Annotated in this window: 11 protein-coding genes; 2 read left to right on the plus strand and 9 right to left on the minus strand. The window is 72.2% G+C overall.

The window, feature by feature from the left end; translation table 11 throughout:
- The first annotated feature begins 29 nt into the window (after positions 1-29).
- The gene (locus HT134_RS08680) at positions 30-2,330 is read left to right on the plus strand and encodes a polysaccharide lyase 8 family protein (RefSeq protein WP_175599620.1); all 2,301 of its coding nucleotides are present in this window, start codon (positions 30-32) and stop codon (positions 2,328-2,330) included.
- 32 nt (positions 2,331-2,362) lie between these two features.
- Here the strand turns inward: HT134_RS08680 and HT134_RS08685 are convergent, their stop codons facing one another.
- The 3 genes from HT134_RS08685 to HT134_RS08695 form a co-directional block, all read right to left on the minus strand.
- A complete protein-coding gene (locus HT134_RS08685) occupies positions 2,363-4,081 on the minus strand; it encodes an ABC transporter ATP-binding protein (protein WP_175599621.1) in 1,719 nt (572 codons plus the stop codon).
- Positions 4,078-5,826: an ABC transporter ATP-binding protein gene (locus HT134_RS08690; RefSeq protein WP_175599622.1), complete on the minus strand. Its 1,749-nt coding sequence runs from the start codon at positions 5,824-5,826 to the stop codon at positions 4,078-4,080. The genes HT134_RS08685 and HT134_RS08690 overlap by 4 nt, the downstream gene beginning before the upstream one ends.
- A 211-nt stretch (positions 5,827-6,037) precedes the next feature.
- Entirely contained in the window at positions 6,038-7,327 is a 1,290-nt protein-coding gene (locus HT134_RS08695; RefSeq protein WP_175599623.1) for a hypothetical protein, read from the minus strand.
- A gap of 123 nt (positions 7,328-7,450) precedes the next feature.
- Between HT134_RS08695 and HT134_RS08700 the strand changes: the two genes are divergently transcribed.
- Positions 7,451-8,230 carry a glycosyltransferase gene (locus HT134_RS08700; protein ID WP_175599624.1) on the plus strand — a complete coding sequence of 260 codons (780 nt, stop codon included), beginning with the start codon at positions 7,451-7,453 and terminating at the stop codon, positions 8,228-8,230.
- On the opposite strand, the gene HT134_RS08705 is transcribed toward HT134_RS08700, so the two are convergent.
- The 6 genes from HT134_RS08705 to HT134_RS08730 all read right to left on the minus strand — a co-directional run bounded on the left by HT134_RS08705 (position 8,199) and on the right by HT134_RS08730 (position 15,565).
- Complete coding sequence (locus HT134_RS08705; RefSeq protein ID WP_175599625.1) at positions 8,199-8,753, minus strand: hypothetical protein; 555 nt, start codon at positions 8,751-8,753, stop codon at positions 8,199-8,201. The two genes, HT134_RS08700 and HT134_RS08705, sit on opposite strands and share 32 nt — an antisense overlap.
- Entirely contained in the window at positions 8,753-10,804 is a 2,052-nt protein-coding gene (locus tag HT134_RS08710) for a hypothetical protein (RefSeq protein ID WP_175599626.1), read from the minus strand. Before HT134_RS08710 ends, HT134_RS08705 begins: the two co-directional genes overlap by 1 nt.
- 5 nt (positions 10,805-10,809) lie before the next feature.
- Positions 10,810-11,058, minus strand: a complete 249-nt coding sequence (locus tag HT134_RS08715) for a hypothetical protein (RefSeq protein WP_175599627.1) — start codon at positions 11,056-11,058, stop codon at positions 10,810-10,812.
- Positions 11,059-11,209: 151 nt separating this feature from the next.
- Positions 11,210-13,162, minus strand: a complete 1,953-nt coding sequence (locus HT134_RS08720; RefSeq protein WP_281387381.1) for an ABC transporter ATP-binding protein — start codon at positions 13,160-13,162, stop codon at positions 11,210-11,212.
- Between the two features lie 40 nt (positions 13,163-13,202).
- Complete coding sequence (locus HT134_RS08725; protein ID WP_175600237.1) at positions 13,203-14,939, minus strand: ABC transporter ATP-binding protein; 1,737 nt, start codon at positions 14,937-14,939, stop codon at positions 13,203-13,205.
- Positions 14,939-15,565 carry a TetR/AcrR family transcriptional regulator gene (locus HT134_RS08730; protein WP_175599628.1) on the minus strand — a complete coding sequence of 209 codons (627 nt, stop codon included), beginning with the start codon at positions 15,563-15,565 and terminating at the stop codon, positions 14,939-14,941. The genes HT134_RS08725 and HT134_RS08730 overlap by 1 nt, the downstream gene beginning before the upstream one ends.
- Between the last annotated feature and the right edge of the window lie 21 nt (positions 15,566-15,586).

The raw sequence follows: 15,586 nt of genomic DNA on the forward strand, positions 1-15,586 counted from the left end.
TGCTCGCCAGATCTGCTGGAAAGGCCGCCATGCCCCACCCCCTCAGCCGGCGGTCCGCCTTGCTGGGCGCCGCCGCCCTGGCCGGCCTCGCCCTGTGGCAGAGACCGGCCGCGGCCTCGAACGCGGCGACCGGCGCCGCCGCCTTCGACGCCGCGCGGGAACGGTGGGTCGGCCTGCTGGCCGGCGGGTCGTACGACCCCGCCTACACCGAACGGACGCAGGCGGTCGAGGGCTCGGCCAACGCGGTGCTGCGCAAGCTCGCGCCCGACCCCGGCCGCCCGAGCCTGTGGCCCGACCTGCCGCTCGACGACCCCGGGACCGGCAACTTCAACCGCTCCTACAACCGCATGCGGGCGCTGGCGCTGGGCTGGGCCACGCCGGGCACGGCCATGCACGGCGACCGGCGGGTCGCCGAGACCGCGGCCGGCGCCCTGGACTTCCTGTACGAGCACGCCTACAACGAGGGCCTCGACCGGCGGGGCAGCAACTGGTACTGGTGGGAGATCGGCGTCCCCCGCTCGCTGACCGACACCTGCGCCCTGATGTACGACGGCCTGCCCCGGGACCGCGTCGAGCGCTGGCTGCGGCCGTTGCGCCGCTGGTGCCCCGACCCGGAGCGGCGCGTCAGCCACCCCGGCGTCGTCGAGACCGGCGCCAACCGGGCGGGCAAGGCCATGGCGGTGGCGATGCGCGGGCTGCTCACCCACGACGCGGGCCTCATCGAACGGGCCAGGAACGCGGTGTCCGACCTGCTGCGGACGACCTCCGGCCCGGGCGACGGCTTCTACCGTGACGGGTCGTTCATCCAGCACGGCGTGTACCCCTACAACGGCAGCTACGGCGTCGACTACCTGGACAGCGTGGCCAAGCTCATCGCCATGCTGGCGCGCTCGCCGTGGCGGATCACCGGGATCGGCGACGTCTACGACCTTGTCGACCGCTCGTTCGTCCCGTTCGTCTTCGACGGGCTGATGATGGACTGCGTGCGCGGCCGGCAGATCTCGGTGCAGGGCCACCGCGACTACCACTCGGGGGCGAAGGCGGTCGAGGCCATCCTCACCCTGCTGGAGGCGGCGCCCGAGCGCCATGCCCGGCGCTGGCGGCCGATGGTGAAGGGCTGGCTCACCCGCAACCAGGCCGTCCCGTACGACACGCTCGCGCCGCTGCCGAGCATCGCGCAGGCCCGGGCCCTGCTGGAGGACGCGTCGGTGCCGGTCGGCCCGCGCATGACGGGCACGTACGTCTTCGCCGACATGGACCGGGTCGTGCACCGCCGTCCCACCTGGGCGTACGCGATCGCGATGAGCTCGGAGCGGGTCGGCGCGGCCGAGGCCATGAACCGGGAGAACCTGCACGGTTGGTACACCGGCGACGGCATGACCTACCTCTACACCGATGACCTCACCCACTGGAACGACGACCTGTGGCCCACGATCGACCCGTACCGGCTGCCGGGCACCACGGTCGACCGCCGCAGGCGCGCCGACCTGCCGCACGGCGGCCGCGCCCTGCCGCCCACCCCGTGGGCGGGCGGCGTGGCGCTCGACGGCGAGTACGGCGTGGCGGCCATGAAGCTGGTCGCCGACGGCTCCTCGCTGCGGGCCAGGAAGGCGTGGTTCCTGCTCGACGACGCGGTGATCGCCCTCGGCGCCGGGATCACCGCCTCCGACGGCCGCCGCGCCGAGACGATCGTGGAGAATCGCAACACCCACGACACGCACCCGCCGCTGGCCCGGGGCGACGGCTGGGTCCACCTGTCGGGCGTGGCGGGCTACGCGCTGCTCGACGGCGCCGAGCCGAAGGTGATCCGCGAGAAGCGCACCGGCCGCTGGCGCGACATCGACCAGGGCGCCACCACCGGAGGCGACACCACGCCCGTCACCCGGCACTACACGACGATCGTGGTGGACCACGGCGTGGACCCGCACCGGGCCCGCTACGCCTACGCCGTGCTGCCCGGCGCCTCCGTCGCGCAGACCGCGGCCTACGCCCGGCGGGTCGAGATCCTCGCCAACTCGGGGACGGCGCAGGCCATCTCCCGCGGCGACCTGCTCGCCGCCGTCTTCTGGCGCGCCGGGACCGTCGAGACCACGCACGGGCCGCTCACCGCCGACGGCCCGTGCGCGCTGCTGATCCGCCGCGACCACAGGCGGGTGCGGCTGGCGGTCTCCGACCCCTCCAGGACCGCCGACGAGGTGCGGATCACGCTGCCCTGGCCGGTCAGATCGGTCAAGGAGGGCGACCACGGGGTGCGCAGGTCCAGGAGAGGGGTCAAGGTGATGGTCGGCGGCAGCCGCGGGCACGCCCGCACCGCCGTGGTGCGCGTCTGAGAGCCCCGCCGGGCCGCGCGCCGGCAGCCGGCTCAGTCGCGCGACTGGGCCGGGGCCAGGGAGAGGTCCCAGAACGCGGCGTAGCGGCCGCCGCGGCGCAGCAGCTCGTCGTGGCCGCCTTGCTCCACGATCCGGCCGCCGTCCAGGAAGACGATGCGGTCGGCGCGGCGGACGGTCCGCAGCCGGTGCGCGACCATCACCACCGTCCGCCCCGCCATCAGCCGCTCGATGCCCTCGTGGACGGCCGCCTCGTTCACCGGGTCCAGTGCGGAGGTCACCTCGTCCAGCAGCACGACGGGCGCGTCCTTCAGCAGCGCCCGCGCGATCGAGACGCGCTGGCGTTCGCCGCCCGACAGCAGCGCGCCGCCCTCGCCGACGTTCGTCGCCCATCCGCCGGGCAGCCGCTCGACCACCTCGTCCAGGCGCGCCGCGGCCGCCGCCGCCCGCACCTCGGCCTCGGTGGCGCCGGGACGGCCGAGCCGCACGTTGTCCTCGATGGTGCCGTCGAACAGGTAGACGTCCTGGAGCACCATCGCGATCCGCGCCATCAGCTCCTCCGTGCCGATCGCGCGCACGTCCACGCCGCCCAGCCGCACCGCTCCCCCGTCCACGTCGTGGAAGCGCGCGATCAACTGCAGCAGCGTGCTCTTGCCGGCCCCCGACGGCCCGACGACGGCCAGCCGCTGCCCCTGTGGCACCGTCAACGACACGCCGTCGATCACCGTGCGCTCGCCGTGCCGGAAGACGGCGGAGGCGAACTCCAGGTCATGGCGTACGGGCTGGACCGGTTCGGGCGCCTCGGGCAGCGGCTCGGTGCGCAGCACCGCGTCCAGCCTGGCCAGGACGGAGCGCGCGCCGCGGAGCTTGCCGCCGATGCCCGACAGCGAGAGCAGCGGATCCGCGCAGCGGGCGGCCAGCACCAGGATCGTCAGCACCTCCGCCACGCCGACGGTCCCGCCGAGCGCGAGGGAGAAACCCAGGACCAGCAGCGCGGTGAACACCGCCTGCACCGCGAGCGTCAGGCCCAGGGTGCCGGGCAGCGACGACAGCACGGAACGGCGGGAGGCGCGCCGGACCTCGCGCAGCGCGTCGTCGAGCAGCCGGAAGCGTTCGCCGGTCCGGCCGCCGGCCCGCAGCACCGGCTGGGCCTGGAGGTACTCGATGACCCGCCCGGCGGCCTCGTGGTCGCGTTCGTGGCGTTCCTCGTCGTCGGCGGCCGTCGCGCGTCCCGTCCAGATCTGGACGGCCGCCACGACCGGCGCGGCGGCCAGCGCCGCGAGCCCGAGCCGCCAGTTGTAGGCGAGCATCACGGCCACGATCGTCAGCGGGGTCAGGCAGGCCGACAGGAACGGCGCCAGCAGGTGCACGATCACGCTCATGGCCTGCAGGACGCCGCGGCCGGCCAGGACGGAGACCTCCCCGACGCGGTCGGGGCCGTACCAGCCGAGGGGCAGCCGGGCCAGGTGGTCGCCGAGCCGGTGGAACATGCCGCGCAGCAGCGCGGTCGCGACGCGGAAGCCGGACAGGTCGCTGCGGTAGCGCAGCGCCGCGTAGGCGGCGACCGCGGCCCCGAACGCGACGAGCCAGGGCAGGGCGTCCGCGGGCGTGCTCCCGAACAGCGCCCGCAGCACCGGCACCAGCAGCGCGTACGACAGCCCCTCGGCCACCGCGGTCGTCGTCATCAGGGCCAGGGTGCGACGTACCGGCCGGGCGTACTCGGGTCCCAGCACGCGCAGCAACATGCGGATCATCGGGGCTCGTCTCCTCGGGGCGCGCCGCTCTCGCCGGCGACGGCCGATCGGTGGGACTTCCAGAACGCGGCGAACCTGCCGTCGCGCGCCAGCAGCTCGGCCGGCGCGCCGCGCTCGACGACCGCCCCGTTCTCCAGCAGCACGACGGTGTCGGCGTCGGCGATCGTCTCCAGGCGATGGGCGATGACGAGAACGGTCCGGTCGCCTCCCAGGGCGGCCAGGGCCCGGCGCACCGCCTGTTCGGTCTGCGGGTCGGCGAAGGCGGTCGCCTCGTCGAGCACCAGGACGGGCGCGTCGGCGAGCAGGGCCCGCGCGATCGCGACGCGCTGCGCCTCGCCGCCCGACAGTCCGGCGTCCTCGCCGATCACCGACGCGTACCCGCGGGGCAGCTGGAGGATCCGGTCGTGGATGTTCGCCAGGCGGGCGGCGCGGACCACGTCGTCGGGGCCGGCGTGCGGCACGGCCAGCGCGATGTTGTCCGCGACGGACGCGCGCAGCAGGCGGACGTCCTGGAAGACGAAGGACACCGTCCGGTACAGCTCGCGGCTGCCGATCTCGCGCAGGTCGGCGCCGCCCAGCACGACCGAGCCATGGGTCGGGTCGAAGAACCGCGGCAGCAACTGGACCAGCGTGGACTTCCCGCTCCCCGACGGCCCGACGACCGCGGTGACCGTGCCCGGCTCCAGCACCAGGTCGATCCCGCGCAGCACCTCGTGCCCGCTCTCGTAGCCGAACCGCACGCCGCGCAGTTCCACCCGGTGTCCGCGCGGCTCGACCGGGTGCGCGGGCTCCGGCAGCGGCGGCGTCGCGAGCACGTCGCCGATCCGGCCGAGCGCGCGCCGGGCGGCCTGCAGGTCGTCGAAGCCGTGGCCGAGGGCCGCCACGGGAGCGGTCAGGCCGAGCCCCAGCAGCAGGAAGGGCAGCAGCCCGGCCGGCTCCATGGCGCCGTTCGTGATCAGCGCCGCGCCGCCGCCGAGCACGACGAGCAGCACGAACGGCGGCGACAGCGCAAGCTGCATCCCCGCGGCGACCGGCGCCATGCCGCGCACCCAGCGGAGGAAGGCGTCGGTGAACTCGTCCGCGGCCGTACGGAACCTGCGGTGGGCGCGACCGGCCCCGCCGAACGCCTTGACCACCGCGATGCCCTGCGCGAACTCGACGGCGGCGTTGGAGATCCGGCCCATGCCCGCGTCGAACTCCTTCTGCTCGCGCAGCCGGGCCGGGGTCATCATGAGGGGGACCAGCGCCACCGCCAGCAGCACGGGCGCCAGCGTGATCAGCGTCAGCCGCCAGTCGACGGTGAACAGGTAGACCAGCGACACCAGCGGCACCACGAAGGCGGCGACGAGCTCGCCGGGAGCGTGGGCGATGAACGGGTGCACGGCGCTCACGTCGTCGCCCACCACCTTGGCCAGCTCGCCGGTCCGGCGCCGGGAGAGCCAGCCGATCGGCACGCGGCCCAGCCGCGCGGCGAGCCGCCGGCGCAACGCCAGTTGCACCTGGCCGTCGACGACGTGCCCGATCCCGGACGACGCGGCCGTGAACAGCAGCCGGACGAGCAGACCGGCCGCGCCCACGACGACGACGGTCCAGACGCGACCGTGATCGACCGGGCCGGTGGACAGCAGGGTACGGCCGAGTTCGACGACCGCCAGCAGCGGCGCCAGCCCCGCGACGGCGCCGATCACCTGCAGCAGGACGACGGCGCCGAAACTCCACGCGTACGGGCGCAGCAGCCGCGCCATGCTCTGTTCCGTATGGTCCACCGCCGGGCCCGGGGGCGGCGCGGACTGTTCCCTCGCCGGGTCGGGGGGCGGCGCGGACTGTTCTCTCGCCGGGCCCGAGGGCGGCGCGGACTGTTGCCTCGCCTGGTGCGTCATCACGGCGCAATCGTCGTGCGGCCCGCCCTTCAGGGGCGTCCTGCGGGCGGAGTCATCTGCCGCTACCGCACCGGGATCAACGACCGGCCGGGCTACTACGCCGGGAGTAGTGCCGTGCCACGGCGGCTCGCTCACGCACGAGAAGTCCGCCGAGGGCGGCGGCGACGACGGGCAGCCCGGCGGCCACGGCGGCGACAGCGGTCCGCGGAGTCTCGAAGGGCAGCACCCGTGGCGGGTCCTCCCAGGTGGTCGACATCGTCAGGGGCCAGATCAGCAGCATCCCGATGGCACATCCGGCGAGCGCGCCGGGCACCGCACCGCACAGCGCGCTCAGCCCCGCCCGGGAGGCGCCGAACCCTCGCGAAGCCACCGATCCGGCACCGGCCCGCCGCAGCACCTGCCCCGGACGCGCACGCCTGGCCGCGCCGATCCCGGTCGCCAAGGCGCCGCCGAGGGCGAGGAGGAGCAGCGCGGCGGCGAGGACCCGCCAGCCGACCAAGGGCTGGTACCCCCGCTCGACGTAGGTGTCCGCGAGGTCGCCCAGCCGGCTGTCGAGCCGCGCCCGCTCGTCCTCCGAGGTTCTCGTGACCACCACGGCCGTGTCGTCGTCGTACGGCGTCGCCTGATCACCCGTGAGATACCTCAGCAGCGTCTCATCACCGATGACCTGGGGCCGATGGACACCTTCGTCCGACAGGTCGACGTTGTCGGCACGCGCGGTGAAGTTCTGGTCTCCGAACAGAGAGCCGCTCAGGGTCTCGGTCTGCGTGACGGGCACGCCAGGCAACTCCCGCTGGACCGCCGCACGTACGGCGCCGAGGCGCTCCGCCGGGAAATACCCCACCAGGAGGGCGCCGGGCCGGGCCCTGGGGACGTACTGGGCGCTGCCCTGCCCCGTCATGCCGACCGCGACGACCGTCACCGCGATGGCGAGAGCCGTCGCCGTCGCGGTGACCGTGACGGCGACAGCCGTGGTCTCACGGCGATCGGCCAGGTCGCGGGCGGCCAGGCGGACCGGCAGCGGCAGCCGTTCCGCGGGCCGGGCGAGGACCTCCAGCAGCCACGAGGCGAGCGCCCCCAGACCGAGGAGGAGCAGACCCGCGCCGACGAGGGCCATCAGGACGGTCACGAGGGCTTCGAAGGCGCCGTAGCGTCCCCCTTCACGCGCCGCCCACGCGCCGAGCACCATCATGCAGACGCCGACGAGCGCCAGGCTCCACCCCCAGACCACATATCCCCGCCTGACGCGCACGTGGCGGTCAGGCGGGGCGGACGAGGTCGCGAGCGTCATGGCCGCGGCCGCGAACGCCACAGGAACGACCATGCCCAGGGCGATCCTGAAGAGGGTCTCGAGCTCGTCGATCATGGCCGGATCGTAGCCGCCGGCGGGCCGCCGCCACGGGGCCCCCGGACGAACGATGCTTGATCGACGCGTACCGTTCCTTATGCCCCATGGACACCATGAAGCGCGAAAGGCCGGTCTCGTCACGTGCCCCTGATCTCCGTCATCACCCCGAGCTACCGGCCGGTGCCCGAACAGCTCCTGGAGGCCTACGAGTCCGTCCGAGCGCAGGAGTTACCCCGGGGCTGGGAGGTCGAGTGGGTCATCCAGGAGGACGGCGACACCGGCGCCGCCCTGGACATCCTCCCGGCCGATCCCGTCGTGAGGTTCGCCACGGGCCGCCGGGGCGGCGTCGCCCTGACGCGGAACATGGCGCTCGCGCGGGCCCGGGGCGACCTGGTGAAGAACCTCGACCACGACGACGTCCTCACCCCCGGCGTGCTCGCCCGGGACATCGAGGTCCTGGCGTCGGACCCGCTGGTGCAGTGGACGACCTCCCCCGTCCTGGACCTGCTGCCCGACGGCTCGACGGTCGCGTTCGACAGCGACCCGGCGCCGGGCCGGATCGAGCCGGGGCACGTGTTCGAGCACTGGCGCACCCACGGCTACCGGCTCCCGGTCCACCCCACGAGCATCTGCATCCGCCGGCCGCTGGCCGTCGCGCTCGGCGGCTGGATGGGCGTCCCCGGCTCGGACGACACGGGGCTGCTGGTCCCGGCCAGCGTCGTGAGCTACGGGTACTTCCACGCCGAGGCGGGCCTGCTGTACCGCAAGTGGCCGGGGCAGGAGACGGCCGCCTCCGGCCACTACGCGCCCATGGAGTGGAGCCTGCGCATGCGGCTGATCGAGGAGCGGGCGGAGACGGTCAGGAAGCTCTGGCCGGACGTCGTGGGGGTCACTTGGGGTGGTCGAGGAGGAGGGGTTTGAGCTGACGGAAGAATTCGGTGGCGTCGGCGAGGGAGTCGCGGCCGGGGGCGTGCTCGATGATGTTGACGGTGAGGAGGCGCTCGTAGTCGGGCGTCCATCCGTAGACGAAGGCGATGGTCTTGTCCTTGGCGTTCTTCCGCCGCGCCGCGAAGCCGGGCCCCAGGGCCTCCGGCAGGTCTTCCCCCTTGGTCGACAGCTTGGTGTTCTCCAAGTCCTCAGCGTCATCCGGTGACGGATCGAAGACTTCTATCAGGAGGCCCAGACTGCTGTCGGACGCGCCTTCCTCTCGCACCGAGCACGACGCGAAGCGCCGCCCCATATCCATCTTCGTGCCAGACGCCCTGTACTCGCTGAGACCTGTGGCGATCTTGATGGAGTTCGCTGAGATCAGGTCGCATTCTCGTGGAGCCGCCGTCACATCGCCCAGCGGCCGGGGATCCGGGGGCGGTGTGGAGGGAGCTGAACAGCCGGCCGCCAGGGCAAGCACGACGAGGACGGATCCGGCGGCCGATGGGATTCTCATCAGCCACGCCCGTAGTAATTCTTGGCGGCGTCGAAGCCGTCCTCGATGGCGTTACCCGGCTCGCCGAGAACACGACCGACGTCGCTCAGACTCAGCCACTCCTTGTAGCTCTCCCGCTGGTCGGCATTCATGTCGTCGCGAGGCAGAATCTTCCCGTCATCCATGAAATGGCCGTCAGCGCCCGGCGAGAAGTCCTTGTAGTGGTAGGGGTGGGTCCTGGCGGGCACATGTGGATCGCCGAAAAGGCCGTGACGCATCATCGTGGCCACCGTGAGATCGGTGAACATGTCCTGGGACACTTTCAGCGCGGTGTCCGCACCCTCACGTGCCTGGTCCTCGCGGCCGGACTTGACTTTCCCGAAGATCGCCTCTTTGGCTTTGTCCACCATGAGTCCCACAAACTTCCCCTGAGGGCCTGGCGCCAGGCCGACCACCTTCTCGGCCATCTCCTTGAAAGCAGCGAAACGCGCGTCCTCCGCCTTCGCCGTTTCGATGGCGGAGAGGTTGGCCGCATCGGTGATCACAAATGTCGTTGTGCTGAGACTGCCTGCCGCGAAGGAGAATGCGGCGCCTCCGCTGCGGCTCATGCGCTCTTCGAGTATGTCCTGCCGCTTTGCGTCGAGCTGCTGTCGCGTGGCCTGCGGGTGCGAACTCCGCCACTCAGCGACATCCGCGTGGATCTCGGCCGCGATCCTGCCGGCCAGCTCGTCCAGCATCTTGGTGGCATACAGCCCATGAGCCGCAGCCACGGTCTGGAACACCTCATCGTCGGCGAATGCCCATTTCATGGCGCTCTTGGTGTCCTTCGCATTGAATTTGGCACCATAGGGTTCCACGCCCTGCAAGTTCTTGTCCGAGTCAGCCTTCGTCACCACAGCCGGCATCTTCGTGCTGAAGGTCTGCAGGTCGCGGTGCACGTCCCCGACGTACTGAGCCAAGACCGTACCGAGGTGCCCCCGCGTATGCGGCAGGTTCGCCTGAACCTTGGGATCGCTCCAGAACCGGACCGCCCACGACGCGATCAGCGCCGACTTGTACCCCCGCGAACCCCCCGGCGGCAGGTCGTGGTCACGGAACTCCGTGCTCGCCGCCTGCACCGCCCACCCCAGGTCGCCGTCGGCGTCGCCGTCCCAGGTGTGCTTGCGCATCAGGTAGGCCAGCGGCCGGCGCTGCGGGTCGGTGAAGAAGTCCTGTGCCACGGCGGGATGGTGGGCCAGCGCGACCAGCGCCGTCCCCATGGGGCTGAGGTCTCCCGGCGAGAGGTCCTTGGGGCCGGGCCTCGTCCAGGGGTCTCGCGGGAGGCTCGGGTCGGGCGGGTGGGCCACGTCCTTGTCGTAGAGCTTGCGGACCACCGTGAGCAGGAACGCGGGGTCGAAGTCGCCGTCCTGGAGCAGCTTCTTCACCGCGAACGCGTTCTGCGGGTTCTCGACGTCCTCGACCAGCCGGTCGGCGTAGTCGGCGGGCAGCCGCATCGAGCCCACGCCCCGTGACGCCGCGCCCAGGATCCGGCTGAGCATGGTGGCGAGCCGGTCCTGGGTCCGGACGTCGCGCTGGGACGGGCGTTCGGACTGCGCGAGGCCGGCCCCGTACGTCCTGGCGATCAGGGCCTTGAGCTCGCGCGGCGGGATCTCCTTGGCCAGGGCCAGGGCGAAGTACGGGTCGTTCCTGTGCCGTTCGACGTCGGCGACCGTCTTCGCGTCGAGCGCGTGCCCCTTGATCTGTTCCCGCAGCTCGGCGGCCAGGGACCTGGCGGAGGCCGCCCCCTCGGCGGGGGACTTCGACAGCCAGTCGGACTCGTTGGCCCAGAGCGTGCCGCCCTTGCCGGGCTCGCGGTCGGGGGTGGCGAGGATCAGGTCGAGGCGGCCCTGGAGCGCGGGGATCCGGTCGCTCATCTGGTGGCCGATGGCGCGGAGCGGGGTCGGGCCCCACAGGGGGATGTCGAGCGAGGTCAGGGCCCGCTCCACCTGGAGGCCGACGTCGGGGATGGTGCCGCTGACCCGCTTCATGCCGTTGATGAGCTGCGTCATCAGCGCGGGGTTGATGCCGACCATGGGGCTCATCGGGGGGCCGCCCCCTTGCCCTGCGCGGACGGCCTCAGGGAGTCCAGCAGCGACAGCGCCCGGGTGAACATGTCCTTGAACGCCTGGTCCCACGCCCGCAGGTCGGCGGCGAGCCGGTCCCCCGCCTCGCCCTTGAGCGCCCCGTCGTCGACCAGCCGGACGAGCGCGATCACGTCGTTCGCGTGCTGGTCGCGTAATCGCTCGATCTGACGCCGGGCGGCGTCGATCTCTTCCTGCGTCGCCATGGTCCCCCGATCTCATGGGCGTGGGAGATTCCGGGATCGATCGCATGGTAACCACGGGGCAGGCCGGGGTGAAGCCGAATATCGCGTACGCGGCGATATTGCTATGGATCACCTGGCCGGGCCCGGCGAAGGGCCGGGCCCGGCCAGGCCGCTAGTCCACCTCGGCGACCGCCTCGGCGAACTGGGCGGAGTACAGCCGGGCGTAGGCGCCGCCGGCCTCCAGCAGCGACTCGTGCGTGCCCTGCTCGACGATCCGCCCGTTCTCCATGACCAGGATCAGGCTGGCGTCGCGGATCGTGGAGAGCCGGTGGGCGATCACGAAGCTGGTGCGGCCCTCGCGCAGCGAGCTCATCGCCCGCTGGATGAGCACCTCGGTACGGGTGTCGACCGAGCTGGTGGCCTCGTCCAGGATGAGGATCGCCGGCTCGGACAGGAACGCCCGGGCGATCGTGATGAGCTGCTTCTCGCCCGCGCTGACCGTCGCGCCCTCCTCGTCGATCACCGTGTCGTAGCCGTCGGGCAGCGTGTGCGCGACGCGGTCCACGTGGGCGGCCCGCGCCGCGGCCTCGATCCGCTCGCGCGTGGCGCCCTCCGCGCCGTAGCCGATGTTCTCCGCGATCGTGCCGCCGAACAGCCAGGTGTCCTGCAGCACCATGCCGATCTGGCCGCGCAGCTCCTCCCGGGACATCTCGGCGATGTCGACGCCGTCGAGCGTGATCCGGCCGCCGGTCACCTCGTAGAAGCGCATGATGAGGTTGACCAGCGTGGTCTTGCCCGCCCCGGTGGGGCCGACGATGGCCACGGTCTGGCCGGGCTCCACGGTCAGCGACAGGTTCTCGATCAGCGGCCGGTCCGGCGCGTAGCGGAAGGACACGTCCTCGAACGCCACCCGTCCCCTGACCCGCTCGGGCCGCGCGGGCTCGGCGGGTTCCGGCGACTGCTCCGGCGCCTCCAGCAGCTCGAAGACCCGCTCGGCCGAGGCGACGCCCGACTGCACCAGGTTCGCCATGCCGGCCACCTGGGTCAGCGGCTGGCTGAATTGCCGCGAGTACTGGATGAACGCCTGCACGTCGCCCAGCGAGATCGAGCCCGAGGCCACCTTGAAGCCGCCGACCACGGCCACCAGCACGTAGTTGACGTTGCCGATGAACATCATCGCCGGCTGGATGATCCCGGAGATGAACTGGGCGCGGAAGCCGGAGGTGAACAGGTCGTCGTTGTGCCGGTCGAAGGTCTCGGCGGCCTCCTGCTGCCGGCCGAACACCTTGACCAGCGTGTGCCCGCCGTACATCTCCTCGATGTGGCCGTTGAGCTTGCCCGTCGACGACCACTGCTTGATGAACTGCGGCTGGGACCGCTTGCCGATGACCGTGGTGACGTAGACCGACACCGGCACCGTGACCAGCGCGATGAGCGCCAGCACCGGCGAGATCCAGAACATCATCACCAGCACCGCGACGACCGTCAGCACCGACGAGATGAGCTGGCTCATCGTCTGCTGGAGCGTCTGCGCGATGTTGTCGGTGTCGTTGGTGGCGCGGCTGAGGATCTCGCCGCGCGGCTGGCCGTCGAAGTAGCTCAGCGGCAGCCGCCCCAGCTTGGCCTCGATCTGCTCGCGCAGCCGCGACGCCGCCCGCTGCACGATGGTCGTGGTCAGCCGGAACTGGACGATCCCGAGCAGCGCCGCCACCAGGTAGATCGCCAGCACCCAGCCGAGCACCTGGGCGAGCGCGGTGAAGTCGATGCCGTGGCCGGGCACGACGTCCATCGACGCCACCATGTCGGCGAACGTGCCCTGGCCGCGGGCGCGCAGCCCGGCCACGGCCTGCTCCTTGGTGGCCCCCGCGGGCAGGCGGGCCCCGATGATGCCGGAGAAGATGAGGTCCGTGGCATGGCCGAGGATCTTGGGGCCGGTCACGGTGAGGGCGACGCTGGCCGTCCCGAGGGCCAGGACGACGGCCAGCAGCGCCCGCTCGGGGCGCAGCAGCCGCAGCAGGCGGCGCAGGGAGCCGCCGAAGTCGAGGGCCTTCTCGGCGGGCCCGGACATCATCCGGCCCGGCCCGAAGCCGGGCTGGGGCCGGCGCGGGGGCGCCTGGTTGGTCATGAGCCCTCCCGGGCCGGTCTGGGGGCGCCGGCGAAGTCGGTCATGCCGCGGCCTCCTGTTCGGTGAGCTGGGACAGCACGATCTCGCGGTACGTCGGGCAGGTGGCCATGAGCTCGGCGTGGTCGCCGCTGCCCACCACCCGGCCCTCGTCGAGCACGAGGATGCGGTCGGCGTCGCGGATCGTGTTCACCCGCTGGGCCACGATGACGATCGTGGCGTCGGTGATCTCCTCGGCCAGCGCGGCGCGCAGGCGGGCGTCGGTCGCGTAGTCGAGGGCGGAGAAGGAGTCGTCGAACAGGTAGATCTCGGGCCGGTGCACCAGGGCCCTGGCGATGGCCAGGCGCTGGCGCTGGCCGCCGGAGACGTTCGTGCCGCCCTGGGCGATCGGCTCGTCCAGGCCGCCGGGCATCGCCTCGACGAACTCCCGGGCCTGGGCCACCTCCAGCGCCCGCCACAGCTCCTCGTCGGTCGCGTCCGGCCTGCCGTACCGGAGGTTGGAGGCGACCGTGCCGGAGAAGAGGTAGGGCGTCTGCGGGACCAGGCCGACCGCGCGGGAGAGCGCGACCGGGTCGAGGTCGCGCACGTCGACCCCGTCGACCCGCACCTCGCCCGCGGTCGCGTCGAACAGCCGCGGGATGAGGTTGAGCAGCGTCGTCTTGCCGCTGCCCGTGCTGCCGATGATCGCGGTGGTACGGCCCGGCCGCGCCGTGAGGCTCACGCCGCACAGCACCGGCTCCTCGGCGCCTGGGTAGCGGAAGTCCACGGACCGCAGCTCCAGCTCGCCGATCCGGCTGCGCGGGGTGACGGGTTCGGCCGGCGGGGCGACGCTCGGCTCGGTGCCGAACACCTCCTCGATGCGCTCGGCGCACACCTCGGCCCGGGGGATCATCATGAACATGAAGGTCGCCATCATGACCGACATGAGGATCTGCATGAGGTAGGAGATCACCGCGGTCAGCGCGCCCACCTCCATGGTCCCGTCGGCGATGCGGTGGCCGCCGAACCACACCACGGCGACGCTGGAGAGGTTCACCACCAGCATCACCGAGGGGAACATCAGCGCCATCAGCCGGCCGACCCGCAGCGACACGTCGGTGAGCCGTTCGTTGGCCACGCCGAAGCGCTCGCGTTCGTGCCGGTCGCGGACGAAGGCCCGGATGACCCGGATGCCGGTGATCTGCTCGCGCAGCACCTGGTTGATCCGGTCGATGCGCTCCTGCATCGTGCGGAAGAGCGGGCGCATCCGCATCACGATCACGCCCACGAGGACGATCATCACGGGCAGCACGACGAGCAGCAGCGACGACAGCGCGGTGTCCTGGCGCAGCGCCAGCACGATGCCGCCGACGCACATGATCGGCGCGGCCACCATCATCGTGAGCGTCATCAGCACGAGCAGCTGGACCTGCTGCACGTCGTTGGTGGTGCGGGTGATCAGGGACGGCGCGCCGAAGCGGTTGACCTCCTGGGCGGAGAAGTCCTGCACCCGGTGGAAGATCGCCGCCCGCAGGTCCCTGCCCAGGGCCATCGAGGTCCGCGCGCCGTAGTACACGGCCACGATCGAGCAGACGATCTGGACGAGCGTCACCCCGAGCATCACCAGCCCGACGCGGGCGATGTAACCGGTGTCGCCCTTGACGACGCCGTCGTCGATGATGTCGGCGTTCAGGGTGGGGAGGTAGAGCGTGGCCAGCGTCTGCACGAACTGGAAGAGGACCACGAGCGTGATCTCCTTCCCGTACGGCCTGAGCCGGGCCCGCAGGAGCCGCAGCAGCATCACGGGGCGCTTTCTGTGGGAGGAGTGGGGTCGGGCCGCACGAGCAGCCCGTCGAGCAGCACGGAGACGATCTCCTCGTCGTCCATGTCGTTGAACTCGTCGCCGTGGCCGAAGCCGCCGCGGAACACGCTCACCGTGGTCAGCATCATCAGCAGTTGCGCCGTGGCCTCGGGGGAACGGCGCAGCCGGTCGCGGTCGGGTTCGAGCAGGGCGGCGAGCGCGCTCTGGATCCGGGCCCGCCGCTCGCCCATCCGCTTGCCGAATTCGGCGTCGTCGGCCATGAGCTCCCTGGGCGCGGTCATGAGCTTGGTGTTGGCGCTCATCCCCGCCCGCATCGTCGCGACCACCCGGCACAGCCGGGCGCGCAGTTCGAGCCCCGTGCCGACGGCCGTGATCGAGTCCACCGCCGGTTGCGGGTCGAACGCGGCGGCGAGCGCCGCGCGCAGCAGCGAGGCCTTGTCGGGGAAGACGCCGAAGATCGTGCCCTCGGCCACGCCCGCGGCCTCGGCGATCTGGCGGGTGGAGACCGCAGTGCCGTACTCGCGCAGCAACGGGATCGTGGCGGCGATCAGTGCGGCACGGCGGTCCTCGGGCGCCATGGCGGGCACCCTTCGCCTCTTGGTCATGAGGACGAGCTTAATGAGCGA

Origin of the sequence: Nonomuraea rhodomycinica, from assembly GCF_013363995.1 — a bacterium.
In the GTDB taxonomy this organism is placed as follows: Bacteria; Actinomycetota; Actinomycetes; order Streptosporangiales; family Streptosporangiaceae; genus Nonomuraea; species Nonomuraea rhodomycinica.

Bases quoted from the DNA above. Each gene is read 5' to 3' on its own strand.
- HT134_RS08725 (WP_175600237.1), bottom strand. From the start codon at position 14,939: ATGCTGCTGCGGCTCCTGCGGGCCCGGCTCAGGCCGTACGGGAAGGAG.
- HT134_RS08705 (WP_175599625.1), bottom strand. From the start codon at position 8,753: ATGAGAATCCCATCGGCCGCCGGATCCGTCCTCGTCGTGCTTGCCCTG.
- HT134_RS08710 (WP_175599626.1), bottom strand. From the start codon at position 10,804: ATGGTCGGCATCAACCCCGCGCTGATGACGCAGCTCATCAACGGCATG.
- HT134_RS08680 (WP_175599620.1), top strand. From the start codon at position 30: ATGCCCCACCCCCTCAGCCGGCGGTCCGCCTTGCTGGGCGCCGCCGCC.
- HT134_RS08730 (WP_175599628.1), bottom strand. From the start codon at position 15,565: ATGACCAAGAGGCGAAGGGTGCCCGCCATGGCGCCCGAGGACCGCCGT.
- HT134_RS08695 (WP_175599623.1), bottom strand. From the start codon at position 7,327: ATGATCGACGAGCTCGAGACCCTCTTCAGGATCGCCCTGGGCATGGTC.
- HT134_RS08720 (WP_281387381.1), bottom strand. From the start codon at position 13,162: ATGACCAACCAGGCGCCCCCGCGCCGGCCCCAGCCCGGCTTCGGGCCG.
- HT134_RS08690 (WP_175599622.1), bottom strand. From the start codon at position 5,826: ATGGCGCGGCTGCTGCGCCCGTACGCGTGGAGTTTCGGCGCCGTCGTC.
- HT134_RS08715 (WP_175599627.1), bottom strand. From the start codon at position 11,058: ATGGCGACGCAGGAAGAGATCGACGCCGCCCGGCGTCAGATCGAGCGA.
- HT134_RS08685 (WP_175599621.1), bottom strand. From the start codon at position 4,081: ATGATCCGCATGTTGCTGCGCGTGCTGGGACCCGAGTACGCCCGGCCG.